We start from the raw sequence: 23,092 nt of genomic DNA, 5'->3' as shown, positions 1-23,092 counted from the left end.
AGTGTCTTCGACCTCAGCAGGTCGAGTAGCGCGCGTATGACGTACGTGACTGCGACGTATTCGGACGTCGCCCCGTTCCAGATCCCCAAATTCCCCGTCCGGCGCTCGCGGAGCATCGCCGCCAAGGGATTGCTCGCGGGCACGGCCATCGTCGCGGCCGGCAGCGTGCTGGCGGCTTCGCTCGGTCTCTCGGCGCTCTGGATTTCCGCCATTTCGCTCAACGTCCCGACGCGCCTGCACGCCGGCGCGCCAATCGCGCCGCTTGCCTCGGCGCTGGGCGAATGGCATCGCACCCTGGTGCGCTCGGGCGCGCGCTCCGGCTCCGGCAATGGTTTCGGCAATGCGCCCGACACACCGGAATTCGCCGCGCTCGCGCCGGAACAGGCGCCCGCTCCCGTCCTCGCGCCGCCTCCTGTTGCACCACGTGCTCCTGCACTTGCACCGAAGCCGTTCGTGCGCGTGCCGCTGCCGCGGCCCCGCATCGCGCCGCCGGTCGCTGCGTTGCCCGCTCAGCCGCCGGTCGCGATGCTGCCCCCGCCACCCGCTGCGCCGCCGGCGCCGGCCGTGGCCGAGAACATCCCGTTGCCGCCAGCGCGGCCGTTCATCGCGCAGCCGGAAGCGGAGAAGCCGCCGGTGATCGCGCGCGCCGCACCGGCGCCCGCGCCCGAACCGAAGGTTGCCGCATTGCCGCCGGCGCCCGCGCCGAAGGACGAACAGGCCGCGTCGGCCATCGGCAAGCGCACCGCCGTCTACGACATCGAGGCGCACACGGTGTATCTGCCGAACGGCCGCCGACTCGAGGCGCATTCCGGCCTCGGCCACATGATGGACGATCCCGGCTATATCCGCGCCAAGATGCGCGGCCCGACGCCGCCGAACGTCTACGCGCTGACGCTGCGCGAACAGCTCTTCCACGGCGTGCGCGCCATCCGTCTGACGCCGGTCGACGAGCGCAAGATGCACGGGCGTGACGGCATGCTGGCGCACACCTACATGCTCGGGCCGAACGGACAGTCGAACGGCTGCGTCTCGTTCAAGAACTATAACGCCTTCCTCGAGGCCTATCTCGACGGCCAGGTCGACCGCATGGTCGTGGTACCGCGGCTCGATGCCAAGACGCGCACGGCGCTGTCACTGCCGGCGCCGAAGTGGAACCTGTTCTCGGCGTTCGCTGCGGAGTGACACGCGGTCAGCACGCAAGCGGCCGTGGTTGGCTCGATCATCGCCGCAGTCTCGCTTGACCTCTCCCCCACGGGGAGAGGGAGCGCGCAGCGTGCGGGGCGGCGTTTCCGCTCACATCACGCAGAGAGCGCCAGCGCCGGATTGGCGGCGATCGCAGCCAGCGCCTTCTTCAACTCCGGCGAGGCGCGGTAGAGCGGCGCATAGCCGCGCAAGAGCACCTGCGCCGAGCGCTTGTAGGCGGCGCGTTCGATCGTCGTCGTCTGGTCGACGCGGCGTCCGCCGATGGTGGCGGAGAGAATGCCGGCCGGATTCTCGATATCGACCTGGATCTCGCTCGTCTCCGCGCCGAGCGAGGGCAGGCCGCGGGCGATCGCGTGCGCGACCGTGCCCGGCATCAGGCAGGCGGCGGCGAGGCAACAGCCGCCGGTCACCGCCATGGTGGCGTGGCCTTCCTGCGGCGTAAAATAGCGCGTCGAGATGTGGCCGCCATTCACCGGCGGGCTGATGATGCACACTTTCGGGATCGTCTCGCTGTTGGCGAGTTCGTCCGCGCTCATCGGCGTGCCGTCCTTGCGCTTGAGGCCCATTTTCAGGCCGGCCTCGATCCACAGCGCCTTCAGCGCGGAGAAGAATTTCTCGTCGCCGCGCAACTCCTTGACCGGCTCGGTGCCAGTCTTGCCGAAGTCGGAGGCGCGCGCGATCACCATCGGGACGGCGACGTCGACGCAGGAGACGAGATACTTGCCGATCTGGTCGGCCGGCGCCCCGGTCGGCAGCGCCTTGCCGGTCTTGGCGCCGACCGGATTGGTGAGGAACAGATCGACGCCCGGGAAAGCGCCATCGACGCCGGGGATCGACGCGAAGGCGAACCCATCGCCGTCGAGCGCGACGCGCGCGATCATCGTCGACTTGGTGTTGGTGTTGTAGATCTCGACCTCGCCGGCGCCGTTCAAATCGCGCGGCAGGAATTGCTGGTCGATCGCCCAGTAGGGCAGCGACGCGGACATGTTGCCGCAGTTGACGCTCCAGTCGATCGCAGCCTTGCCCGACGCAAGCTGCGCCAAAGTGCTGACGATCTGCGGCGCGCCGGAGGCAGTCCGCTTCATCTCGGCGAAGAACACCTTGTTGCTGGTCGGATAGCCGCGGCCGAGACCGGTGATCTGCTTGGCGTCGTTGGTCGTGCCCTCGAGCGGCAGGCCCATCAGATGGCGTAGCAGCTCTTCGCGCAGGTGCAGCTCCTGCGGCGCGACGCGGTCCCAGATGACGAGCCCGGTCGAGGTGCCGCCGCGCGCGTGCATGACGGGGAATTCCCATGTGCCGAAGCGCTCGCGCGGCAGGCGGTCGGCGGGGAGGGGTGCGGCGTAGTTGATGGGACGCTCCTGCGGCTTGATCCAGCGGCGCGGACCATAGCTCCGCGCCTTGACCCTCGCAACCAAAGCCCGGGCTCTGGCATTAACCCGGACACCGCCTCATGTCGGGTCAAGAAACCATGCAAATCGCTCCCGAGATTTCCTTTCACAACTGCGAGAGTTCGGCCACGATCGAGGATGCCATCCGCGATCACATCGACCGGCTCGATCGCATTTACGGGCACATGACCACGTGCCGCGTGCGCGTCGATCAGCGCAACCAGAACCAGAGCGACACCATCCCGCCGGTGGTGCGTATCGAGATTTCGGTACCCGGCCACAAGGACATCGTCGTCGCGCACGAGCCGGGCCATTTGCAGCGCAAGTACCAGGCGCCGGAATTGCGCAACGCCGTCAACGAAGCCTTCCGTATCGCCGAGCGGCAGCTGTCGAAATTCAAGGATAAGCGTGCGGACCACGGCACCGCCGACATGCGGCACGAGGCGGCGCAGGAATTCCGTGGCCAGATCGCCGAGCTCACGCCCGGCGAGGACTTCGGCTTCCTGATGACCAAGGAAGGAGCGCTCTTGTATTTCCACCGCAACAGCATGCTCACCGGCGATTTCGACCGCCTGCATCGCGGCGACGAGGTCTCTTACGTGGAAGCCATGGGCGACAACGGCCCCACCGCGAGCAAGGTGCGCGTGCAGGAACGGGCTTAAGGGCTTTACGGCGCTCAACGTGGTGCGGCGACGCTGTCGCCCGCGGCTTTGCAGTCACATAAATCCGAACAGCCGCTTCGCCGTGCCGGAGAACAATTTCGCCCGATCCTCCGCATCCGGAAACAGCTCTACCGCCAGCGCGACGAGCGGCCCGTAATCCTGCCGCTCGGTCGCGCGCAGGAACGGCCAATCCGACGCCCACATACAATTATCGAGCGTGAAGGCATCGACCAGCGCGTCGACGAACGGCCGCGTGTCAGCGAACGGATAGGGCTGTTGCGAGAACTTGGCGTAGCCGGACAGCTTGACGCTGACGCGGTCCGTGTCGGCAAGCTTCAGCAGCGCCTGGAACGCCGGCTGGTTGACGCCGCGCGCCACCGTCGGCCGGCCGCTGTGATCGATCAGCACGCGCACCGGAATGCCCTCTAGCAACGACACGAAGTGCAGCAACTGGTCGTGCTCGGTCTGCACCTGCACGAACATGCCGGCGTCGGCGAGGCGGCGCACGAGCGGCGCGCAATCCTTGTAGTAATCGACGCCGTGGAACGTCGGATTGAACGCGGCGCCGACGATGCCCTGCGCCTGCAGCGCGCGCAGGTCCGCCGCCGTTGCATCGAAGTCGATGATGGCGACGCCCTTGAAGCGGCCATTGCCGCGCGCGATCGTATCGAGCATGCAGGAATTGTCGCTGCCATAGCCGGAGTTCGGCTGCACGATCAGTGCATGCGTGACGCCATAGACCGCCATCACAGAATCGAGTTGCGCCGGCGTGCCGATCTCCTGCCCCGATGGCTTGTAGGCGACCTGCGGATTGTACGGAAAGCGCGCGGGATCGATGACGTGCAGATGGCAGTCGATCTTCGGCTCGGCGAGGACGTTCATCGCCGGGGCCTGACGCGCAGCGCCTGCGCCAGTTGCTTGCGGAAGCCGCTGTCGCGCTTGAGGTGCCATTCGCGGCTCATCGCCTCGCGTTTGCTGGCGAAGCTCTCCGAATGCAGCAGCACCCAGGCGCGGCCGCGCGTCGAGCGCGCGCCCTTGCCGGCATTGTGCTGCTTGAGCCGCCGCGCGATGTCGGTGGTCCAGCCGACATAAGTGAGATGCCGCGTGCGGGTGAGGCAGCCGAGGACGTAGACGTAGGAGGACATCTTCGACTTGTCATGGCCGGGCTTGTCCCGGCCATCCCGATGAGGAAGGCAGTGCTCTACTAAACGGGATCACCGGGACAAGCCCGGTGACGACACCTGGATACTGGAAAACTCTTGCGGCGTATTACTGCACGCCCGTCCAGCGGCTGGCGAAGGATCCGGCCGGCACGGTCGGCTGCGCGCCAGTGAGCAGGCTGTCGCTCGCGACCGGCGTGGCATAGGCGGCACGGATATTGGAGTCGGGCCTCGGCGGCGTTGCTTCGGCGGTTTCGTGCAGCACCGCCGGCTTCGCCTTGGCGGTCTCGTGCGGCTTCGCCTCATGCGGCACCGAGGCGAGATGCGTCACGGTCTGGCGCGGCTTGGCGGCAAATTCGGTGTTTGTGCCGCGCAGCGCCACCGGCGCGGACGGGGCTCTCGCGGTGCGCACCGCTTCGCGCGGCGGCTGCTCGGGCAGCGGCACGGCCTGTGGCGCCGGCGCTGCGGCGACCGCCACCGGCTGCTGACTTTCCTCCGGCTGCACCTGCGGCCGCGGGATGGTCGTGCCCGGCGGGTTTGGCACGTGCGGCAGCCAGCCCGGCGCCTGCGCCATCTGCACCACTTGCCCGCGCGAATCGTAGCCTTCCTGCGTGCCCAGCTTGCTGGCGAACACGGGATTCATGCCGCCGTCGCCGACATGCGGCGGCGCCAGCGCGACGTTTTCGCCGATGTAGTTGGCCATCTTGACCTGCTCGGCGCGACGATAATCGAGCACCGCGTCGGCGACCTGCGGATCGAGACGGTAGACCGGGCACTTGCCGCGCGCATTGCGCGGATCGATCGGCTGGCCGTCCTTGTCCACTTGATCGAAGAGATAGCGCTGCTCGCACACCGCGACCTGCGGCGGCTGCTTGGTCGCCTCGAAGTCGTCGTAGCCTTCCTTCAGCATCTTCCAGAACGCGAAGTTCGGGTTGTTGCGATGCTTGGCCATGTTCAGCGCCGTCATGCGGAACGGGAAGGCGTCGAACTGGAACGACTTCTGGCCGGCGAAGAAGGAGTCGCGCGCCAGCGCGTAGATTTCCTGGATCTGCTCGTCGGTCATCGCGTAGCAGCCACGCGACGAGCAGTCGCCATGCACCATCAGCTCCGAGCCGGTGTAACCGTGCGAGCGGTCATAGGCGTTGGGAAAGCCGGTGTTGAAGGCGAGGTAGTAGTTGGAATTCGGATTCATCAGGCCGGGCGTAATGGCGTAGAAGCCCTCCGGCGCCTGACGGTCGCCTTCCTTCTTCTTCGGGCCGAGATCGCCGGACCACTTGCAGATCGGATAGGTCTTCAGGAGCGCGTACTGTCCGTCGCGCGTCTGCTTCCAGACCTCGAGCTCCGACTCGTCCTTGAACACACGGACGAGGATCGGCGATCCCTTGTCCATGTTCTTGTCGGCGATGAGCTTGACCATCTGATCGGACAGCGGCGCCATGGCGCGGCCGTTCGTCGGCAGGTCGCTCGGATTGCAGCCGGCAAGGGCAACGGCGGCGCAGAGCGCCGCGGACGCCAGCAGCGTGCGTATGGCCGAACGTCTCAAACGCGGTACTCCCCCGGGGGGTGGGCCCTCATTGAGTAATCGTTATCCATATCACATGACCGGAGCAAGGCGTAGACGGCCACCGCCAAATTCCTCTAAGCCTATGGTAAATCTGACGTAAATCACATTCGGGTCGTTGCGAAGCAGCCCGAGGGCCGCCGCGCGGGTTATCCACGCCCGTATCAGCCGGCGGCGCGGCCCATGGCCCGGCCCATGTCGAGAAACTTCTCGCGCCGCTGCTTGCGAATGGCGGCGGCGTCGAGCCCCTTGAGTTCGCTCAACGCCTTGGCGATGGCGTCGCCTGTCGTCGCGATCGCCGCAGCTGCATCGCGGTGCGCGCCTCCGGTCGGCTCGGGAATGATCGTGTCGATCACGCCGAAGCGCACCATGTCCTGCGCGGTGATCTTCATGTTGGTGGCGGCGTCCTGCGCCTTGGTGGTGTCGCGCCACAGGATCGAGGCGGCGCCCTCCGGCGAGATGACGCTGTAGATCGCGTGCTCGAGCATCAGCACGCGGTTGGCGGTGGCGAGCGCGATGGCGCCGCCCGAGCCGCCTTCGCCGAGGATGACGGCGACGTTGGGTACGCCGAGACCCAGGCAGACGTCGGTCGAGCGCGCGATGGCTTCCGCCTGGCCGCGCTCTTCGGCGCCGATGCCGGGATAGGCGCCGGCCGTATCTACCAGACAGATCAACGGGATAGAGAAGCGTTCGGCCATCTCCATCAGGCGCACCGCCTTGCGATAGCCCTCCGGCCGCGCCATGCCGAAATTATGCTTCAACCGGCTCTCGGTATCCGAGCCCTTCTCGTGACCGAGCAGGCAGACGCTCTCGCCCTTGAAGCGGCCGAAGCCGCCGACGACGGCCTCGTCCTCGCCGAACTTGCGGTCGCCGGCGAGCGGCGTGAAATCGGTGATGAGCCCGGCGACGTAATCGAGGCAGTGCGGCCGCTGCGGATGGCGCGCGACCTGCGTCTTCTGCCACGGCGTCAGGGTCTCGTAGATCTCCTTCAGCGCAGCGCCGGCCTTGGCTTCGAGGCGCATGACCTCGTCGTCGATGGCGACGGCGCTGTTCGCCTCGCCCATGGCGCGCAGTTCCTCGACCTTGGCCTCAAGTTCGGCCACGGGCTTTTCGAAGTCGAGATAGCTGCGGAGATTTCCGGGACTGAGCATGGGTCTGAACTGACGTATCCGAGGCCGAGTAGTCAACCAAAGGGGTTAATTTGGCTCTACCGGGGCGGATTGCGCGTGCCACCTTGTCCGAGCGGGTGCAAGTCGCGGACCATGGTCTTGAGCCGGTCCTCGAGGACATGCGTGTAGATTTGTGTCGTAGAAATGTCCGCGTGGCCGAGAAGGGTCTGCACGATGCGGAGGTCGGCGCCGTTGTGCAGCAAATGACTGGCAAAGGCGTGGCGCAGCACGTGCGGCGACAGCCGCGCCGGGGCGATGCCGCAGGCCACCCCCAAGGCCTTCAGTTCACGGGCGAAATGCTGACGGGTGAGGTAGCCTTGCTCGCCGAAGGACGGGAACAGCCATTTGTTCTCCCCCTTGCGGCCGGCCTCGGCCGCCAGCGCCAGCCAGGCGGCCATCGTCGTCTTGGCCGATTGATTGAGCGGTACCAGCCGTTCCTTGCCGCCCTTGCCGCGCACCACCAGCATGCGCTGGTCGTGCCGCGCCGCCGAGGCCGGCAGCGCCACAAGCTCGGAGACGCGCAGGCCCGTGGCGTAGACGACTTCGAGCAGGCACAGCAGCCGCATCGCGCGCAGCCGCGCCGCCGGCGCTGGCGTGGTGTCGTCGGCCTGCCGCTGCGCTTCCTTGAGCAGCGCATCGACCTCGGCGATCGACAGCACCTTCGGCAGCGGGCGGCCGCGTTTCGGCCCTTCCAGTACCGCGGCCGGATTGTCGCCGCGTTTTCCCTCGGCATAGAGGAAGCGATAGAGCTGCCGCACCGCCGACAGCCGCCGCGCCAGTGACGAAGCCTTGAAGCCGCGTTCGGTCAGATCGGCGAGGAAACCGCGCAGATCGTCAGTATCGGCGTCGGCGATGTTCCTTCCTGCCGCGCGCAGGAAGGATGAGAGATCGTCGAGATCGTTGCGATAGGCGGCGAGCGTGTTGGCGCCTGCGCCGCGCTCGGCCGCCAGCATGTCGAGGAAGAGTTCGATGAAGGTCTGGTCGGATGCCCCCCGGGCCATCGCTGCCGGCCGCTACTGCTGCTGCTTGACGAACTTGCCGGGCGGAATGGTCACGATGATCTCGCGCGGCTGATATTTGACGAAATTGGCGAGCGAGAACACGGCGCCATAGGCCAGGCCGCCGATCAGGCCGAGGAACATCAGGAAGCGGAACAGGCTCGGCATGGCTCAAGGCATCCGGCAAGGCAGGTGCGGGCCGACCTTCGCCCGCCCTGGGTTACGACCACGTTTCCATGTGCGCTGGCAAGGGCGCCCTCGCGGTGTCGCGATTGCTGGTATATGGAACCGTGGAGGCGATTTGGACATCCTAGCATGGTAAACGGCGCCGTTCAAAAACCGGCCGTGGAGGCAAGCCCGGAAGCGCGCATCGTGCGCGCGCTGGGCGCGCGTTCCGTCGTGCTGGTCGGCATGATGGGCGCCGGCAAGTCGTCGATCGGCCGCCGGCTGGCCGGCCGGCTCGGCGTCCCCTTTATCGACGCCGACACCGAGATCGAGAACGCCGCCGGTATGACCATCGCCGACATCTTCGCCCGCCACGGCGAGCCCTATTTCCGCGCCGGCGAAGCGCGTGTGATCGCCCGCCTGCTCGAGCAGGGGCCGCAGGTCCTGGCGACCGGCGGCGGCGCCGTGATGGACGCGCAGACGCGTGCGCTGATCCGCGACAAGAGCCTGTCGATCTGGCTCAAGGCTGACCTCGACGTGCTGCTCAAGCGCACCCGCCGCCGCGGCGAACGGCCGCTGGTCGATCGCATCAAGGACTTGCTGCCACAGCGCGAACCGCTCTATGCGCAGGCGGACATGACGGTGCAATCGCGCGACGAACCGCACGAGACCATCGTCGACGAGATCATCGCTGCTATGCCGAGGTATCTGCCGGCGGCGCAGGAGGAGAAAACATCATGACGGCGCCGCTGCGAGCGCGCGAACCCATCACCGTTCCGGTCGCGCTGGGCGATCGAGCTTACGACATCGTCATCGGCCGTGGTATCGCCGCCACGCTCGGCCAGACGATTGCGAAGCTGCGTGCTGGCGCGCGCACGGTGATTGTCACCGACGAGAACGTCGCGTCGCATCATCTCGCGGCGGCGGAGGCCGCGCTGAAGCAAGCCGGCGTCGCCTCGTCGCGCATCGTCGTGGCGCCGGGCGAGGGCTCGAAGAACATTCCGACCTTCGAGCGCGTCTGCGAGGAGATCATCGGCGCGCGGATCGAGCGCGGCGATCTCGCGATTGCCCTGGGCGGCGGCGTCATCGGCGACCTCGCCGGCTTCGCGGCGTCGTGCGTTCGCCGCGGCATCGATTTCGTGCAGGTGCCGACGACCTTGCTGGCGCAGGTCGACTCCTCGGTCGGTGGCAAGACCGGCATTAACTCCCGCCATGGCAAAAACCTGATCGGCGCCTTTCATCAACCGGTCCTGGTGCTCGCCGACACGGCGCTGCTCGACACGCTGCCGCCGCGCGAATTCCGCGCCGGCTATGCCGAGGTCGCCAAATACGGGCTGCTCGGCGACGCCGGCTTCTTCGCCTGGCTGGAGCAGAACTGGCGGGACATGTTCGCGGGCGGCCCTGCGCGCGAGCACGCCATCGCCGTCTGCTGCCGCGCCAAGGCGGCCATCGTCGCGCGCGATGAGCGCGAGACCGGCGAGCGGGCGCTGCTCAATCTCGGACATACTTTCGGCCATGCGCTCGAAGCCGGCTGCGGTTTCTCGCAGCGGCTGCTGCACGGCGAGGCGGTGGCACTCGGCATGGTCATGGCGTTCGACTACTCGGCGCGCAAAGGCCTTTGCAGCGCCGCCGACGCCGCGAGGGCCAGGGCGCACCTTGCGGCGGTCGGCCTGCCGACCCATGTTAGGGAGGTTCCCGGCGGCGTCCCGGGCGTCGATGCCTTGATGGGTCTGATCGCACAGGACAAGAAAGTGAAACGCGGCGCGCTCACTTTCATTCTCGTGCGCGGCATCGGCCAGGCCTTCATCGAAAGCAATGTCGATCCTGCCGACGTGCGCGCGTTTCTGACTGACGCCGTCGCCTGACCCCATGACCGCTGCCGACTGGATATCGCTCGTTGTCGTCGTGATCTGCCTCCTGCTGTCGGCCTTCTTCGCCGGCAGCGAGACGGCATTGACCGCGTCGTCGCGCGCCAGCATGGCGCGGCTGGAGAAGCAGGGCGAGCGCCGCGCCGGCATCGTCAACCGCCTGCTCGCCAGCCGCGAGCGGCTGATCGGCGCGCTCTTGCTCGGCAACAACGCCGTCAACATCGCCGCCTCCTCGCTCGCCACCGGCGTGCTGCTCACCTGGTTCGGCTCGGCCGGCATCGCCTACGCGACCGTGGTGATGACGATTATCATCGTCGTCTTCGCCGAGGTGCTGCCGAAGACCGCCGCCTTCAACGCGCCCGACCGCATCGCGCTCGAGGTCGCCCGCCCGATGCAGTGGGTGGTGAAGGTGCTCGGCCCGATCCTGATGACGATCGAGGCGCTGGTGCGCTGGCTGCTCAAGCACGTCGGCATCGTCGTCGGCGAGGATCAGGCGGTGTTGTCGGCGCGCGAGGAGTTGCGCGGCGCCGTCGATCTCTTCCACCGCGAGGGCGGCGTGGAGAAGCTCGACCGTGACATGTTCGGCGGCGTGCTCGACCTGCGCGAGCTCGCGCTGTCGGACGTGATGATCCACCGCACCAACATGATCATGCTCGATGCCGACGAGAAGCCGGAGGATCTGGTGAACGCGGTGATCGCGTCGCCGGTCACGCGGCTGCCGCTCTGGCGCGGCAATCCCGAGAACATCGTGGGAGTGCTGCACGTGAAGGACCTGCTGCGCGCGCTGCACGCGGTCGACGGCGACGCTTCAAAGGTCGATATCGCCGCGCTGATGACGGCGCCGTGGTTCGTGCCCGACACGCGGCCCGTGTCGGAGCAGCTCAAGGCGTTCCGCCGCCGCAAGACGCCGTTCGCGCTGGTGGTCGACGAATACGGCGAGGTCGAAGGCCTCGTCACGCTCGAGGACATTCTCGAAGAGATCGTCGGCGACATCACCGACGAGCACGACGTCGCCATCCCCGGCGTGCGACGACAGCCGGACGGCTCGGTCAATGTCGACGGCGCCGTGCCGATCCGCGACTTGAACCGCGTGATGGATTGGAACCTGCCGGACGAGGAGGCGACCACCATCGCCGGCCTCGTCATTCACGAGGCGCGCTCGATCCCGGAAATCGGGCAGAGCTTCACGTTCCACGGCTTCCGTTTCAGGGTGTTGCGCAAGGCGCGCAATCGCATCACCGCGCTGCGCATCCAGCCGCTGCCGAAGCCGAAAGCGGCGGAGTAGGGCTACATTCCGCCTTCGCCCGGCGCGGCGGCGTGGATGGCCAACGCGTGCACGCCGTCGGCGAGTTCGCCCGCCAAGAGCGCGTTGACCATGCGGTGGCGCTCGATCCGGCTCTTCCCTTTGAAGGCGTCCGACACGATATAGACCCTGAAATGGGTTTGCCCGCCCGGCCGGTGCCCGGCATGGCCTTCGTGGCGGTGGGATTCATCCTCCACTTTCAGGCTGTGCGGCGCGAAAGCTTCGGTGAGTTTCTCTGAGATAACATCCACGGTGCGCATGCCGTTCGAGTTAAGCAACGGCGGGCCGCCGGTCAATGTCTGCTTGGTCCGCTTTGCGGCGGAATCGCGTTGCTTCGCCCCATGTCAAGTCTTGAAGGCGTCATCGCCGTCGGCGCATAGTGTTCGGTCATGAAATTCGACTCACCTCTGTTCGATCGTATCCGCGTGAAACCGTCGCAGGACCGCCGTCCAAAAACGGCCGGGCCGACCTGCGACTGGCATGGCTGCAAGGAGAAGGCCTCGCATCGCGCGCCCAAGGGCCGCGATCGCGAGAACGAGTACTGGCGCTTCTGTCTCGACCATGTGCGCGAGTACAACCATTCCTACAATTTCTTCAAAGGCATGAGCGACAACGCGGTGATGGCGTACCAGAAGGACGCGCTCACCGGTCACCGCCCGACCTGGAAGATGGGCACCGGGAAGAGCACGCCGCGGCCGGACGGGCAGACCTTCGGCGCGCACGGCGATCCGTTCAGCCTGTTCTCCGAAGGGTTGAAGGCCGAGCAGCAACAGCGTGCCGAGGCGGCGCGGCCGGTGCGCAATGCGGAGCGCAAAGCGCTCGATACTCTTGGGTTGGACCCCACGGCGACCGCGGTGCAGGTCAAGGCGCGCTTCAAGGAACTGGTGAAGCGCCATCACCCCGATGCCAATGGCGGTGATCGCTCGACCGAGGACCGCCTGGTTGAGGTCATCCAGTCCTATAACTATCTGAAATCTGTGGGTTTTGCCTGATTTAGGCGGTACAAATTTCCCGGCGCGGTAAGGTGGAACCGTCTTTCGCCTCGCTCCCGCAGACCCTATCTTTCCTGCATAGCAGAAGCGACTTGCGCCGCGCCTGCCGGGTTTTGCCGGCTCGGCCGGTCTGCTAGGTTGCCGCCATCAGCCGGACCGTGATGTCGGACCGTATCAGGGGCTTCGGATCCGCGAAGCCCACGGAGGATCAATGACTGCCGCAGTTCAAGAAAAGACCGGCCTGCCGGACATGAAAGTGTCGGTTCGGCAAGTGTTCGGAATCGACAGCGACCTGGAAGTGCCCGCGTTCTCACAACCGGACGAATACGTGCCCGAGCTCGATCCGGATTACCGGTTCGACCGGCCGACCACGCTCGCCATTCTCGCCGGCTTCGCCAAGAACCGCCGCGTGATGGTCACCGGCTATCACGGCACCGGCAAGTCGACGCACATCGAGCAGGTCGCCTCGCGACTCAACTGGCCCTGCGTGCGCGTCAACCTCGACAGCCATATCAGCCGTATCGACCTGATCGGCAAGGACGCGATCGTGCTGAAGGAAGGCCAGCAGGTCACCGAATTCCGCGACGGCATCCTGCCGTGGGCGCTGCAGAACAACGTCGCCATCTGCTTCGACGAATACGACGCCGGCCGCCCGGACGTGATGTTCGTGATCCAGCGCGTGCTTGAAGCATCGGGCCGGCTGACGCTGCTCGACCAGAACCGCGTGATCAAGCCGCACCCGTCGTTCCGGCTGTTCGCCACCGCCAACACCATCGGTCTTGGCGACACCTCGGGCCTCTATCACGGCACGCAGCAGATCAACCAGGGCCAGATGGACCGCTGGTCGATCGTGACGACGCTGAACTATCTGCCGCACGACAACGAAGTCGAGATCGTCCTCGCCAAGGCGAAGCACTATCGCAACGACAAGGGTCGCGACATCGTCAACAAGATGGTGCGCATTGCCGATCTGACGCGCAACGCTTTCATGAACGGCGACCTGTCGACGGTCATGAGCCCGCGCACGGTGATCACCTGGGCGGAGAATTCCGAGATCTTCAACGATATCGGCTTCGCCTTCCGGCTCACCTTCCTCAACAAGTGCGATGAGCTTGAGCGGCCGATCGTGGCCGAGTTCTATCAGCGCTGCTTCGGCGTCGAGTTGCCGGAAAGCGCTGTGAATGTAGCGTTGAGCTGATTTCACCTCTCCCCGCTTGTGGGGAGAGGTCGGCGAGCGAAGCGAGCCGGGTGAGGGGGCTTCGCAGTTTTCGCCGACATAAGTTTTAACGCCCCCTCACCCCGACCCTCTCAACCGAAGTCGGATGTTTCCGACTTCGGTCACTGAATGAATGACCGAACCCGGGTGGACCCGAGTTCGGTTGTAAGAACGGGGAGAGGGAGAAGAGCCAAATGGCCTCCAACATCAAAGGCAAAACGCCCGCCAAGGAAGCGCCGACCGAGCCGTTCAAGCGGGCGGTCACCGGCGCCATGCGCGCGCTGGCGCGCAAACCCGATCTCGAAGTGTCCTTCGCGGCCGAGCGGCCGGGCATGATCGGCGGCAAGGCGCGGCTGCCGGAGCCGGCGCGCAAGCTCACCAAGGCGGAAGCGGCCATCGTGCGCGGCAATGCCGACGCCATGGCATTGCGGCTCGCCTGCCACGATCAGGCGATGCACCGGCGCATGCAGCCGACCGGGCAGCAGGCACGCGCGGTTTTCGAGGCTGTCGAGCAGGCGCGCGTCGAGGCGATTGGCGCGCGACGCATGGACGGCGTCGCCAAGAACCTGACGGCGATGCTCGACGACCGCTTTCACCGCGCCAAGTTCGACCAGGTCACCGAGCGTTCGGAAGCGCCGATCGAGGAAGCGGTGGCGCTTCTGGTGCGCGAGCGCCTGACCGGTCAGGCGCCGCCGGCGACGGCGAAGAAGCTCGTCGATCTGTGGCGGCCGCTGATCGAGGACCGCGCCGGCGAGGATCTCGACCGGCTCGACTCGCTGATCGAAGATCAGCGCCAGTTCGGCGACGCCGTGCGCGACCTGCTCGATTCGCTCGAAATGGGCGAGGACCGTTCCTCCGACTCCGAAGACGAGGAGGACGGCGAGGACGAGCAGAGCAAGCAGGATCAGGGTGAGGAGGGCGAATCTTCCGAATCCGAGGAGATGCAGCGCTCGAGCATGGAGGACGCGCAGGCCTCCGCCGAGGACATGCCCGATTCCGCCGCGGAAGCCGCCGACGCCGCGACCTCCGAGATGGCGGAAGACAGCGACATGGGCGACGCCGAGACGCCCGGCGAGCCGCAGCGGCCGCGCCAGTTTGGCGACAACCAGCCGCGCGGCCCGGACTATCGCGCCTTCACCGCCAAGTTCGACGAGACCATCGCGGCCGAGGATCTGTGCGAGGCGGAGGAACTCGACCGCCTGCGCGGCTATCTCGACAAGCAGCTCTCCAGTCTGCAGGGCGTCGTCGCGCGGCTCGCCAACCGCCTCCAGCGTCGCTTGATGGCGCAGCAGAACCGCTCGTGGGAATTCGACCTCGAGGAGGGCATGCTCGATCCGGCACGCCTGTCGCGCATCGTCATGGATCCGTTCCATCCGCTGTCGTTCAAGGCGGAAAAGGACATGCAATTCCGCGACACGGTGGTGACGCTGCTGCTCGACAATTCGGGCTCGATGCGCGGCCGTCCGATCACCGTCGCCGCCACCTGCGCCGACATCCTCGCGCGCACGCTGGAACGCTGCGGCGTCAAGGTCGAGATCCTCGGCTTCACCACGCGCGCCTGGAAGGGCGGGCAGTCGCGCGAGCACTGGCTCACCGCGGGCAAGCCGGCCAATCCGGGCCGGCTCAACGACTTGCGTCACATCATCTACAAGTCGGCCGACGCGCCGTGGCGGCGCGCGCGCAAGAATCTCGGCCTGATGATGCGCGAGGGTCTCTTGAAAGAGAACATCGACGGCGAGGCGCTCGACTGGGCGCACAAGCGCCTGCTGGCGCGCACCGAGCAGCGCAAGATCCTGATGATGATCTCGGACGGTGCGCCGGTCGATGACTCGACGCTCTCGGTCAATCCCGGCAATTATCTCGAGCGGCATCTGCGCTGGGTGATCGAGGAGATCGAGACCCGCTCGCCGGTCGAGCTCATCGCCATCGGCATCGGTCACGACGTCACGCGTTACTATCGCCGCGCGGTCACCATCGTCGACGCGGAGGAGCTCGGCGGCGCCATGACCGAGAAGCTGGCCGAGCTGTTCGAAGAGCACGCCGCGGCCGCGGAACGGCCGGTGCGGCGAACGCGCCGCCGCGTCGCCTGATTGCCAGCGCAGGGTTAGGCGATCCTGAGCCGTTGTAGAACGTGTCGCGTTTGCGTGCGGCCTGACCCTCGCGACGAGCGGAGGATGTGGTGAGACTGCCCGCGTTTGTCCTCCGCCGGCGCTGGATCTGGCCCGGCGCGGTCGCGGCCGCGTTGCTGGTCATCGTCGCGGCCATCGCCGCCGAAGGCCTGCACACCAGCGCGGCGCCGACGGCCATCAGCATCGATGCGACGCCGATCGCCGCCTTCGACAACCGCGATCCGACAGGCGTGCGCTTTGGCGCGCTCGAGTTCCGCGGCGGCCTGGTGCTGACGTCGAAATATCCGGCATTCGGCGGTCTGTCGGCGCTGCACATGATGCCCGACGGCGTGCATTTCATCGCGGCCAGCGACAACGGCTCGTGGCTGCGTGCGCGCATCGTCTCCAGGGATGGCCGGCCGGCCGCCATTGCCGATGCCGAGATGGCGCCGGCGCTCGGGCCCGACGGCGCGCCGCTCGCCAGCCGCGGCTGGTTCGACATGGAATCGCTCGCCGAGCGCGACGGCCAGTTCTATGTCGGCATCGAACGCGTCGAGCAGATCGTGCGTTTCGACTTGAAGAAGTTCGGCTTCGCCGCGCGCGGCGAGCCGATCAAGGTGCCGGCGGAGTTCAAGACCTTCAAATTCAACAAAAGTCTCGAATGCCTGGCCGCGCCGCCGCAAGGCGGGCCGCTCGCCGGTGACCTGATCGCGATCACCGAGCGCAGCCTCGACGCGCACGGCAATCACCGCGCCTTTCTGTTCGAAGGCGATCGCGTCGCGCGCTTCTCGGTGAAGCGTAGCGACGATTTCGACGTCAGCGACTGCGCGGTGCTGCCGTCGCACGACCTGTTGGTGCTCGAACGCAGCTTCTCGCTGGCCAAGGGCGTCGCCATGCGCATGCGCCGCATTCCGCTGTCGGCGATCAAGGACGGCGCGCTGATCGACGGCCCGGTCGTGGTCACGGCCGACATGGGCTATCAGATCGACAACATGGAAGGCATCGGCGTCAGCCGAGGTCCGGACGGCGAGACGATCCTGACGCTGATCTCCGACGACAATTTCTCGGTCATCCAGCGCACGCTGCTGCTGCAGTTCGCGCTCATGGGCGAGTGATCCCCCAAAAGCAAAACGCCGCCCGAGGGGCGGCGTCGCAGTGCGAAACGAAGCGGGGGCGATCAGCTCGCCGCGGCCTGCTTCTTCCGGATCTGGCGCTTGAGCTCGACCATCTTCGGCGCCAGTTCGGTGTCCTTCGCCTTGAGCAGGAAGGCGTCCAGGCCGCCGCGGTGATCGACCGTCTTCAATGCATTGGTCGAGATGCGCACGCGCACCGAGCGACCGAGCGTCTCCGAGATCAGCGTCACGTTCTGCAGGTTCGGCAGGAACCGACGCTTGGTCTTGATGTTCGAATGGCTGACCTTGTGGCCGACCAACGGCCCCTTGCCGGTCAGATCGCAACGGAACGACATCGTCAAATCCTCGAAACGCCGGGGGCTGCGTCAAACCCGCGCCCAGCCGGTCTTTTGTCAAGAAGGCGGACGTATAGAGAGGCCGGCGGGCAGCGTCAAGCCCGCGGCACGCCTGATATCTAAGGGGTTTCCGCGCCAGATCCACGCCCTCCGGACGGCTTTGTGCCCCCCGGTCAGAGGCGCCCGGCGGCGACAAACATTCGACCAAATCCCCGCTGTCTGATGAATTTAATGGCCGTGGTTCTGTCAGCCGCGCCGATCTTTGGGCTACGGTAAGGGGTTGCGGCAAAGCCGAGCCGCCGGGATGACGATCTGGGAACTCATGCGAGCGCTGGGCAAGGCCATCCGGACGATGACGTGGGCGGGCGGCGCGCTGGCGCTGGCCGCAGCCGTTCCGGCGTCGGCGCAGGGCAAGCTTGAGGCCCGCTACGAAGTGACGCTCGCCGGCCTGCCGATCGGCACCGGCTCGTGGATGGTCGACGTCAATGACACGCACTATCTGGCCGCCGCAAGCGGTGCGACCACTGGTTTGTTGCGGGTCTTTACCGGCGGTCAGGGCACCAGCGCGGCCCGCGGCACACTCACCAGCGGCGGCATCCCGCTGAGCTCCATCTACGCCGCCACCATCACCACCCGCCAGAAGTCGGACGAGGTCCGCCTCACCATCAATCACGGCGACGTCAAGGACACGCGGCTCGAGCCCCCGCGCGACAAGGATCCCGAGCGCGTCCCGATCACGCCGGCGCATGAGCGTGGCATCCTCGACCCGATGACGGCGAGCCTGTTGCGTGCGCCCGACGCCGCCAACCCGATGGCGCCCGCGACCTGCGACCGCACGCTCGCCATCTTCGACGGCCGCCTGCGCTACGATCTCAAGCTCGCCTACAAGCGCATCGAGCAGGTCAAGACCGACAAGGGCTATGCCGGGCCGGCGCTGGTCTGCTCGGTCAATTTCACGCCGATCGCCGGCTACATCCCGTCGCGCTACGCGATCAAGTACATCGCCAAGCTGAAGGACATGGAGGTGTGGTTCGCGCCCATCACCGGCACGCACGTGCTGGTGCCGATCCACGCCCAGGGGCCGACGCCGATCGGCCCGGTAGTGCTGCAGGCGACGCAGTTCGTCTCCACCGTAACGCCGACGCGCGCCTCGTCGACCAAATAAATTTGCAATCGCCTTGACTCTTCCGCCGCGGGCCGGTTCGGCGCCGCGTTAAGACCTGATGCTGAAAAAGCCCGGAAAATCCGCGTCCCGGCACCCGATCTAGTGGGACTCTGGCCTGCCTGTTCCAGATGTGGCCGTGAACGAATCCATACAGCCATCGAGTCAGCGATTCGGGCGTGTTTCGTTCCAGACTCGTTCCGAACCCTTAAAAGCGGCGCCGATGTCGTCGCACTGTGGCACAGCGGCGGTAGCGTGCTGCGCCGTTGGCGTGATTACCTGCAAATCCGCTCGGACTCGCCGTCGCCGCGCGGATTTTAACGAAACTTGTCTGGAATTCGACCGGGTCGGTCACGAGCCGAATAGGACTGGTGGCATCTGCCGGACGGCTTCCTACATCTCGTAGTGAACGGAATCCGACTGCCGGGTTTCAAGCGATTCGGGCGCGGTTCGTTCGACCCCCGTTCCAAACCTTAACCGCGGACGCACATCCCGTCGCATTGTGATACAGGAGCTTCGCAGCTTGGGGCCTCATCGCGGGGCTCGGGCCGCAGTCTGGATCGGTAATGACCCTCAGTTTCTCTCCGCAGCCGGCCAAGGGCGGGCGTGTCCGCGGCGCCGGCGTCACCGCTGTCCTCGGTCCCACCAACACCGGCAAGACGCATCTCGCCATCGAGCGGATGCTCGCGCATTCCTCCGGCATCATCGGCCTGCCGCTGCGTCTGTTGGCGCGCGAGGTCTACAACAAGGTGGTCGACCGTGTCGGCGCGCAGCTGGTGGCGCTGATCACCGGCGAGGAGAAGATCAAGCCGCCGCATGCGCGCTACTGGGTGTCGACCGTCGAGGCCATGCCGCGCGATCTCGACGTCGCCTTCCTCGCCGTCGACGAAATCCAGCTCGGCGCCGATTTCGAGCGCGGCCACGTCTTCACCGACCGCATGCTCAACCGCCGCGCCCGCGAGGAAACGCTGGTGCTTGGGGCCGCGACCATGCGGCCGATGGTTGAAAAGCTGTTGCCCGGCGCGCATGTCGTCAGCCGTCCGCGGCTGTCGATGCTCACTTACGCCGGCGAGAAAAAGCTGACGCGCCTGCCGCGCCGCTCGGCGATCGTGGCCTTCTCGGCCGACGAAGTTTACGCCATCGCCGAACTGATCCGCCGCCAGCGCGGCGGCGCCGCGGTGGTGCTCGGCGCGCTCTCGCCGCGCACGCGCAACGCGCAGGTCGCGCTCTACCAGTCGGGCGATGTCGATTATCTCGTCGCCACCGACGCCATCGGCATGGGCCTTAATCTCGACGTCGATCACGTCGCCTTCGCCTCCGATCGCAAATTCGACGGCTACCAGTTTCGCAAGCTGACGCCGGCCGAGCTCGGCCAGATCGCCGGCCGTGCCGGACGCGCGACGCGCGACGGCACCTTCGGCACCACCGGCCGTTGCGATCCGTTCGAGCCGGAATTGGTGCAGGCGCTGGAGAGCCACGTCTTCGAGCCGGTGCGCATGTTGCAATGGCGCAACGCCGATCTGGATTTTGCCTCGCTCGGCGCGCTGCAGGCGTCGCTGGCGATGGCGCCGCAGGAGCAGGGGCTGACGCGCGCACCGGTAGGCGAGGATATCCTCGTGCTCGACCATGCCGCGCGTGACGCCGACGTGCGCGACGTCGCGAAAGGCCGGTCCGCGGTCGAACGTTTATGGGACATTTGCCAGGTTCCGGATTATCGCAAGATCGCGCCGGCGACCCATGCCGAACTGGTGACGACCCTCTATGGATTCCTGATGCGAGAGGGTAACATCCCGACCGATTGGTTTGCTCGTCAGGTCGCGCAGGCGGATCGGACCGACGGCGACATCGACACCCTCTCCAACCGGATCGCGCATGTCAGAACCTGGACTTTCGTTGCCAATCGCCCGGATTGGCTCGCCGACCCCGAGCATTGGCAGGCGACCACGCGCGCAGTGGAGGACAAGCTGTCGGATGCGTTGCACGAGCGGCTGGCGGAGCGTTTCGTCGACCGCCGCACCAGCGTGTTGATGCGGCGGCTTAGAGAGAACGCAATGCTCGAAACCGAAATCGGAAAGACCGGCGAGGTCAGCGTCGAAGGCCACGTCATTGGCCGCCTCGACGGATTCATGTTCGCGCCCGACGCCGCCGGCGCCGGCACCGACGCCAAGGCGCTCAACGCCGCCGCGCAGAAGGTGCTGTCGGTCGAGATCGAAAGCCGCGCCACGCGGCTGTCGCAGGCGTCGAACGATCAGATCGTGCTGGCCAATGACGGCGCCATCCGCTGGCTTGGCGCCGTCGTCGGGAAGCTCGCCGCCGGCGACGACACGCTGCGCCCGCGCGTGCGCATCATCGCCGACGAGCATCTGACCGGCCCGGCGCGCGACCTGGTGCAGACGCGCCTCGATCTCTGGCTCAAGTCGCAGATCGAGAAGCTGCTGGCGCCTTTGTTCACGCTGTCGGTCGCCGAGGACGTCACCGGCATGGCGCGCGGCGTCGCCTTCCAGTTGGCCGAGGCGCTTGGCGTGCTCGAACGGCAGAAGGTGTCGGAAGAGGTCAAGGGCCTCGACCAGCCGTCGCGCGCGACCTTGCGCAAATACGGCGTGCGCTTCGGCGCTTATCACATCTATCTGCCCGCGCTGATGAAGCCGGCGCCGCGCGCGCTGGCGACGCAGTTGCATGCCTTGAAGCACGAAAGCGCCGATGCGCACGGCGTCACCGAATTGCTGCATCTCGCCGCCTCGGGACGCACCTCGATCCCGGTCGACAAGGAGACGCCGAAGGCGCTCTACCGCACGTCCGGTTATCGCGTCTGCGGCGAGCGCGCGGTGCGCGTCGACATTCTCGAACGCCTCGCCGACCTGATCCGCCCGGCGCTCGCCTGGCGCGAGGGCACGACGCCGAAGCCGGATGGCGCGATCGACGGCCGCGGCTTCACCGTCACCGGCGCGATGACGTCGCTGACCGGCGCCTCGGGCGAGGACTTCGCCTCGATCCTGCGCGCGCTTGGCTATCGCATGGAGCGCAAGCCGAAACCGGCGGAGCCGGCAAAATCAGAAATGGCGGCGGAAGCGGCGCCGGCAGCCGAAGCTCCGGCTGCTGAAGCAACCGCGACCGACACCCCTGCCGAAGCCGCAGCCGAGCCCGCGCCTGAAGCCGAAGCGCCGCCGCTGGTCGCCGATGCCGAGGTGATGCCCGCGCCGGTGATCGAGCAGCCGGCCGAGCCGCAGCCTGAACAGCCGTCTGCCGAAGCGCAGGCCGGGCAGCCGCCCGCGGAAGCCGCCTCTGTCGAAGCCGCCCCTGCCGAGGAGAAACCGGCCGAGCCGGCGATGATCGAGGTGTGGCGTCCGGGCGGGCGTTCCGAGCAACAGCGCCCGCCGCGTCATCGTCGTGCGCATCAGCGCCCGCAGCAGGCCGCCGCAGCGCCCGCCGACGGCGCGGCTGTCGCCGCCGCGCCCGCGGCCGGCGAATCGCAAGAGCCGCGCCAGGGCCGGCCGCCGCAGCCCGAGCGCAGCGACCGGCCGAATCACCGCGACCGCCAGCAGCGCACGGACAAGCAGGCCAATCGCGGCGAGCGCCGCGACGGCCCGAGCGGCGATCGCCCCGACCGCGGTCCGCGCCGCGATCGCGGCCCGCGCCGTGGCCGCGATGAGGGGCCCGGCCGCGCCGAGCGCGAGCAGTATTATGCGCGCCCGCAGGGGTCCGATCGCCGCAACAAGGAGCCGGATCCGAATTCGCCTTTCGCCAAGCTCGCCGCGCTCAAGCAGCAGCTGGAGCAGAACAAGGACCGCTAGAGGCCTCACAGCTGCCGTGGACCGCCAGCGCATCGACAAATGGCTGTGGCACGCGCGCATGGTGCGCACGCGGGGCGACGCCGCCGCGCTCGCCGAAAAGGGGCACGTCCGGCTGAACGGCCGCCGCATCACTGCCGCCAGCCAGGTGGTCCGCCCCGGGGATGTCATTACCGTCGCGCTCGACCGGGCGGTGCGCGTGGTGGAGGTGCAGGGCTTCTGCGAACGGCGCGGCGGCCCGCCTTTGGCGCGCACCCTCTATCGCGAGGTGAGCCTCTCCGCCTGAGGTTGCCATGCGCCTATCGCGCGCCAGAATGGCAATGCGCGCCTTGCGCGCCTATCTATTGTTGCGTTAGGGGGAGCGCGGGTTGAAGCGTTCCGATTCCGGCCGGAGTTCGTTGGATGACCTACGTCGTCGTCGAAAACTGCATTAAGTGCAAGTACATGGATTGCGTAGAGGTGTGTCCGGTCGACTGCTTCTACGAGGGCGAGAACATGCTCGTCATCCATCCGGACGAATGCATCGACTGCGGCGTCTGCGAGCCGGAATGCCCGGCCGAGGCGATCAAGCCGGACACCGAGCCGGGACTGGAGAAGTGGCTGGAACTCAACGCCGAATACGCCAAGACCTGGCCGAATATTACCGTCAAGGGTGAGGCCCCGGCGGACGCCAAGGAGTTCGACGGCCAGGCCGGCAAATTCGACAAGTTCTTTTCGTCGAATCCCGGCAGCGGAACCTGAGCCAGGGTTAGCGGCTTCCTAGAGCCGCCCGAGCATTTCCATTTGGGGCTGTGGTCGCGGCATTAACCGGGCCGCCAAATTGCAATTTTACAGCCGATTTGCGACCCTATAAGGCTTTGAAATCGGCCAAAAATGTGCTA

At 66.8% G+C, this 23,092-nt stretch carries 22 protein-coding genes; 13 read left to right on the top strand and 9 right to left on the bottom strand.

The window, feature by feature from the left end:
* Positions 1 to 36: 36 nt before the first annotated feature.
* On the top strand, positions 37 to 1,182 hold the full coding sequence (locus VGV41_RS14075; RefSeq protein ID WP_326864472.1) for a DUF2778 domain-containing protein: 1,146 nt from the start codon (positions 37 to 39) through the stop codon (positions 1,180 to 1,182).
* Between the two features lie 116 nt (positions 1,183 to 1,298).
* Here the strand turns inward: VGV41_RS14075 and VGV41_RS14070 are convergent, their stop codons facing one another.
* Entirely contained in the window at positions 1,299 to 2,618 is a 1,320-nt protein-coding gene (locus VGV41_RS14070; protein ID WP_326864471.1) for a PrpF domain-containing protein, read from the bottom strand.
* A gap of 53 nt (positions 2,619 to 2,671) precedes the next feature.
* Here VGV41_RS14070 and VGV41_RS14065 point away from each other — a divergent pair, with 53 nt between their 5' ends.
* Positions 2,672 to 3,253 carry an HPF/RaiA family ribosome-associated protein gene (locus tag VGV41_RS14065; protein WP_326864469.1) on the top strand — a complete coding sequence of 194 codons (582 nt, stop codon included), beginning with the start codon at positions 2,672 to 2,674 and terminating at the stop codon, positions 3,251 to 3,253.
* Between the two features lie 54 nt (positions 3,254 to 3,307).
* Here the strand turns inward: VGV41_RS14065 and VGV41_RS14060 are convergent, their stop codons facing one another.
* The 6 genes from VGV41_RS14060 to VGV41_RS14035 form a co-directional block, all read right to left on the bottom strand.
* On the bottom strand, positions 3,308 to 4,135 hold the full coding sequence (locus VGV41_RS14060) for an amidohydrolase family protein (protein ID WP_326864467.1): 828 nt from the start codon (positions 4,133 to 4,135) through the stop codon (positions 3,308 to 3,310).
* Positions 4,132 to 4,398, bottom strand: a complete 267-nt coding sequence (locus VGV41_RS14055; protein WP_326864466.1) for a GIY-YIG nuclease family protein — start codon at positions 4,396 to 4,398, stop codon at positions 4,132 to 4,134. Before VGV41_RS14055 ends, VGV41_RS14060 begins: the two co-directional genes overlap by 4 nt.
* A gap of 124 nt (positions 4,399 to 4,522) precedes the next feature.
* Positions 4,523 to 5,956 carry a L,D-transpeptidase family protein gene (locus VGV41_RS14050; protein WP_326864465.1) on the bottom strand — a complete coding sequence of 478 codons (1,434 nt, stop codon included), beginning with the start codon at positions 5,954 to 5,956 and terminating at the stop codon, positions 4,523 to 4,525.
* Positions 5,957 to 6,138: 182 nt separating this feature from the next.
* Entirely contained in the window at positions 6,139 to 7,125 is a 987-nt protein-coding gene (locus VGV41_RS14045; protein ID WP_326864464.1) for an acetyl-CoA carboxylase carboxyltransferase subunit alpha, read from the bottom strand.
* Positions 7,126 to 7,181: 56 nt separating this feature from the next.
* Entirely contained in the window at positions 7,182 to 8,144 is a 963-nt protein-coding gene (locus VGV41_RS14040; RefSeq protein ID WP_326864463.1) for a site-specific tyrosine recombinase XerD, read from the bottom strand.
* Between the two features lie 12 nt (positions 8,145 to 8,156).
* Entirely contained in the window at positions 8,157 to 8,309 is a 153-nt protein-coding gene (locus VGV41_RS14035; protein ID WP_326864462.1) for a histidine kinase, read from the bottom strand.
* Between the two features lie 147 nt (positions 8,310 to 8,456).
* Here VGV41_RS14035 and VGV41_RS14030 point away from each other — a divergent pair, with 147 nt between their 5' ends.
* The 3 genes from VGV41_RS14030 to VGV41_RS14020 are packed head-to-tail and all read left to right on the top strand — an operon-like array spanning position 8,457 to position 11,459.
* Entirely contained in the window at positions 8,457 to 9,047 is a 591-nt protein-coding gene (locus VGV41_RS14030; protein ID WP_326864461.1) for a shikimate kinase, read from the top strand.
* Positions 9,044 to 10,171, top strand: a complete 1,128-nt coding sequence (gene aroB / locus VGV41_RS14025; protein ID WP_326864460.1) for a 3-dehydroquinate synthase — start codon at positions 9,044 to 9,046, stop codon at positions 10,169 to 10,171. The genes VGV41_RS14030 and aroB overlap by 4 nt, the downstream gene beginning before the upstream one ends.
* Before the next feature lie 4 nt (positions 10,172 to 10,175).
* Positions 10,176 to 11,459 carry an HlyC/CorC family transporter gene (locus tag VGV41_RS14020; protein ID WP_326864459.1) on the top strand — a complete coding sequence of 428 codons (1,284 nt, stop codon included), beginning with the start codon at positions 10,176 to 10,178 and terminating at the stop codon, positions 11,457 to 11,459.
* A 2-nt stretch (positions 11,460 to 11,461) separates the two neighbouring features.
* Here VGV41_RS14020 and VGV41_RS14015 read toward each other — a convergent pair whose 3' ends face one another.
* Positions 11,462 to 11,737: a BolA family protein gene (locus VGV41_RS14015; protein ID WP_326864757.1), complete on the bottom strand. Its 276-nt coding sequence runs from the start codon at positions 11,735 to 11,737 to the stop codon at positions 11,462 to 11,464.
* A gap of 129 nt (positions 11,738 to 11,866) precedes the next feature.
* Between VGV41_RS14015 and VGV41_RS14010 the strand changes: the two genes are divergently transcribed.
* The 4 genes from VGV41_RS14010 (at position 11,867) to VGV41_RS13995 (ending at position 16,908) form a co-directional block, all read left to right on the top strand.
* Complete coding sequence (locus VGV41_RS14010) at positions 11,867 to 12,469, top strand: J domain-containing protein (protein WP_326864458.1); 603 nt, start codon at positions 11,867 to 11,869, stop codon at positions 12,467 to 12,469.
* Positions 12,470 to 12,680: 211 nt separating this feature from the next.
* A complete protein-coding gene (gene cobS / locus VGV41_RS14005) occupies positions 12,681 to 13,667 on the top strand; it encodes a cobaltochelatase subunit CobS (RefSeq protein WP_326864457.1) in 987 nt (328 codons plus the stop codon).
* Positions 13,668 to 13,879: 212 nt separating this feature from the next.
* Positions 13,880 to 15,775, top strand: coding sequence for a cobaltochelatase subunit CobT (gene cobT / locus VGV41_RS14000; RefSeq protein ID WP_326864456.1), 1,896 nt, complete (start codon positions 13,880 to 13,882; stop codon positions 15,773 to 15,775).
* Positions 15,776 to 15,864: 89 nt separating this feature from the next.
* The gene (locus tag VGV41_RS13995) at positions 15,865 to 16,908 is read left to right on the top strand and encodes an esterase-like activity of phytase family protein (protein WP_326864455.1); all 1,044 of its coding nucleotides are present in this window, start codon (positions 15,865 to 15,867) and stop codon (positions 16,906 to 16,908) included.
* 62 nt (positions 16,909 to 16,970) lie between these two features.
* Here VGV41_RS13995 and rpmB read toward each other — a convergent pair whose 3' ends face one another.
* Positions 16,971 to 17,261: a 50S ribosomal protein L28 gene (gene rpmB, locus VGV41_RS13990; RefSeq protein WP_326864454.1), complete on the bottom strand. Its 291-nt coding sequence runs from the start codon at positions 17,259 to 17,261 to the stop codon at positions 16,971 to 16,973.
* Positions 17,262 to 17,565: 304 nt separating this feature from the next.
* On the opposite strand from rpmB, the gene VGV41_RS13985 reads away from it, so the two are divergent.
* The 4 genes from VGV41_RS13985 to fdxA all read left to right on the top strand — a co-directional run bounded on the left by VGV41_RS13985 (position 17,566) and on the right by fdxA (position 22,952).
* Complete coding sequence (locus VGV41_RS13985; protein WP_326864453.1) at positions 17,566 to 18,426, top strand: DUF3108 domain-containing protein; 861 nt, start codon at positions 17,566 to 17,568, stop codon at positions 18,424 to 18,426.
* 563 nt (positions 18,427 to 18,989) lie between these two features.
* Positions 18,990 to 22,214 (top strand): helicase-related protein, encoded by a 3,225-nt coding sequence (locus VGV41_RS13980; protein ID WP_326864452.1) that lies wholly within the window; start codon positions 18,990 to 18,992, stop codon positions 22,212 to 22,214.
* A 16-nt stretch (positions 22,215 to 22,230) separates the two neighbouring features.
* On the top strand, positions 22,231 to 22,497 hold the full coding sequence (locus tag VGV41_RS13975) for an RNA-binding S4 domain-containing protein (RefSeq protein WP_326864451.1): 267 nt from the start codon (positions 22,231 to 22,233) through the stop codon (positions 22,495 to 22,497).
* Positions 22,498 to 22,613: 116 nt separating this feature from the next.
* On the top strand, positions 22,614 to 22,952 hold the full coding sequence (fdxA, locus tag VGV41_RS13970) for a ferredoxin FdxA (RefSeq protein WP_326864450.1): 339 nt from the start codon (positions 22,614 to 22,616) through the stop codon (positions 22,950 to 22,952).
* The last annotated feature ends 140 nt before the right edge of the window (positions 22,953 to 23,092 follow it).

It is taken from the genome of Pseudolabrys sp. (assembly GCF_035943735.1).
Classification (GTDB): domain Bacteria; phylum Pseudomonadota; class Alphaproteobacteria; order Rhizobiales; family Xanthobacteraceae; genus Pseudolabrys.
This window is presented reverse-complemented; position numbering and strand designations above follow the sequence as displayed.

What these genes read in the sequence shown, in the direction of transcription:
- VGV41_RS14075 (WP_326864472.1), top strand. Translation starts at nt 37, where the DNA reads ATGACGTACGTGACTGCGACGTATTCGGACGTCGCCCCGTTCCAGATC.
- VGV41_RS14065 (WP_326864469.1), top strand. Translation starts at nt 2,672, where the DNA reads ATGCAAATCGCTCCCGAGATTTCCTTTCACAACTGCGAGAGTTCGGCC.
- VGV41_RS14060 (WP_326864467.1), bottom strand. Translation starts at nt 4,135, where the DNA reads ATGAACGTCCTCGCCGAGCCGAAGATCGACTGCCATCTGCACGTCATC.
- VGV41_RS14055 (WP_326864466.1), bottom strand. Translation starts at nt 4,398, where the DNA reads ATGTCCTCCTACGTCTACGTCCTCGGCTGCCTCACCCGCACGCGGCAT.
- VGV41_RS14045 (WP_326864464.1), bottom strand. Translation starts at nt 7,125, where the DNA reads ATGCTCAGTCCCGGAAATCTCCGCAGCTATCTCGACTTCGAAAAGCCC.
- VGV41_RS14040 (WP_326864463.1), bottom strand. Translation starts at nt 8,144, where the DNA reads ATGGCCCGGGGGGCATCCGACCAGACCTTCATCGAACTCTTCCTCGAC.
- VGV41_RS14035 (WP_326864462.1), bottom strand. Translation starts at nt 8,309, where the DNA reads ATGCCGAGCCTGTTCCGCTTCCTGATGTTCCTCGGCCTGATCGGCGGC.
- VGV41_RS14030 (WP_326864461.1), top strand. Translation starts at nt 8,457, where the DNA reads ATGGTAAACGGCGCCGTTCAAAAACCGGCCGTGGAGGCAAGCCCGGAA.
- aroB (WP_326864460.1), top strand. Translation starts at nt 9,044, where the DNA reads ATGACGGCGCCGCTGCGAGCGCGCGAACCCATCACCGTTCCGGTCGCG.
- VGV41_RS14020 (WP_326864459.1), top strand. Translation starts at nt 10,176, where the DNA reads ATGACCGCTGCCGACTGGATATCGCTCGTTGTCGTCGTGATCTGCCTC.
- VGV41_RS14015 (WP_326864757.1), bottom strand. Translation starts at nt 11,737, where the DNA reads ATGCGCACCGTGGATGTTATCTCAGAGAAACTCACCGAAGCTTTCGCG.
- VGV41_RS14010 (WP_326864458.1), top strand. Translation starts at nt 11,867, where the DNA reads ATGAAATTCGACTCACCTCTGTTCGATCGTATCCGCGTGAAACCGTCG.
- cobS (WP_326864457.1), top strand. Translation starts at nt 12,681, where the DNA reads ATGACTGCCGCAGTTCAAGAAAAGACCGGCCTGCCGGACATGAAAGTG.
- cobT (WP_326864456.1), top strand. Translation starts at nt 13,880, where the DNA reads ATGGCCTCCAACATCAAAGGCAAAACGCCCGCCAAGGAAGCGCCGACC.
- rpmB (WP_326864454.1), bottom strand. Translation starts at nt 17,261, where the DNA reads ATGTCGTTCCGTTGCGATCTGACCGGCAAGGGGCCGTTGGTCGGCCAC.
- VGV41_RS13985 (WP_326864453.1), top strand. Translation starts at nt 17,566, where the DNA reads ATGACGATCTGGGAACTCATGCGAGCGCTGGGCAAGGCCATCCGGACG.
- VGV41_RS13980 (WP_326864452.1), top strand. Translation starts at nt 18,990, where the DNA reads ATGACCCTCAGTTTCTCTCCGCAGCCGGCCAAGGGCGGGCGTGTCCGC.
- fdxA (WP_326864450.1), top strand. Translation starts at nt 22,614, where the DNA reads ATGACCTACGTCGTCGTCGAAAACTGCATTAAGTGCAAGTACATGGAT.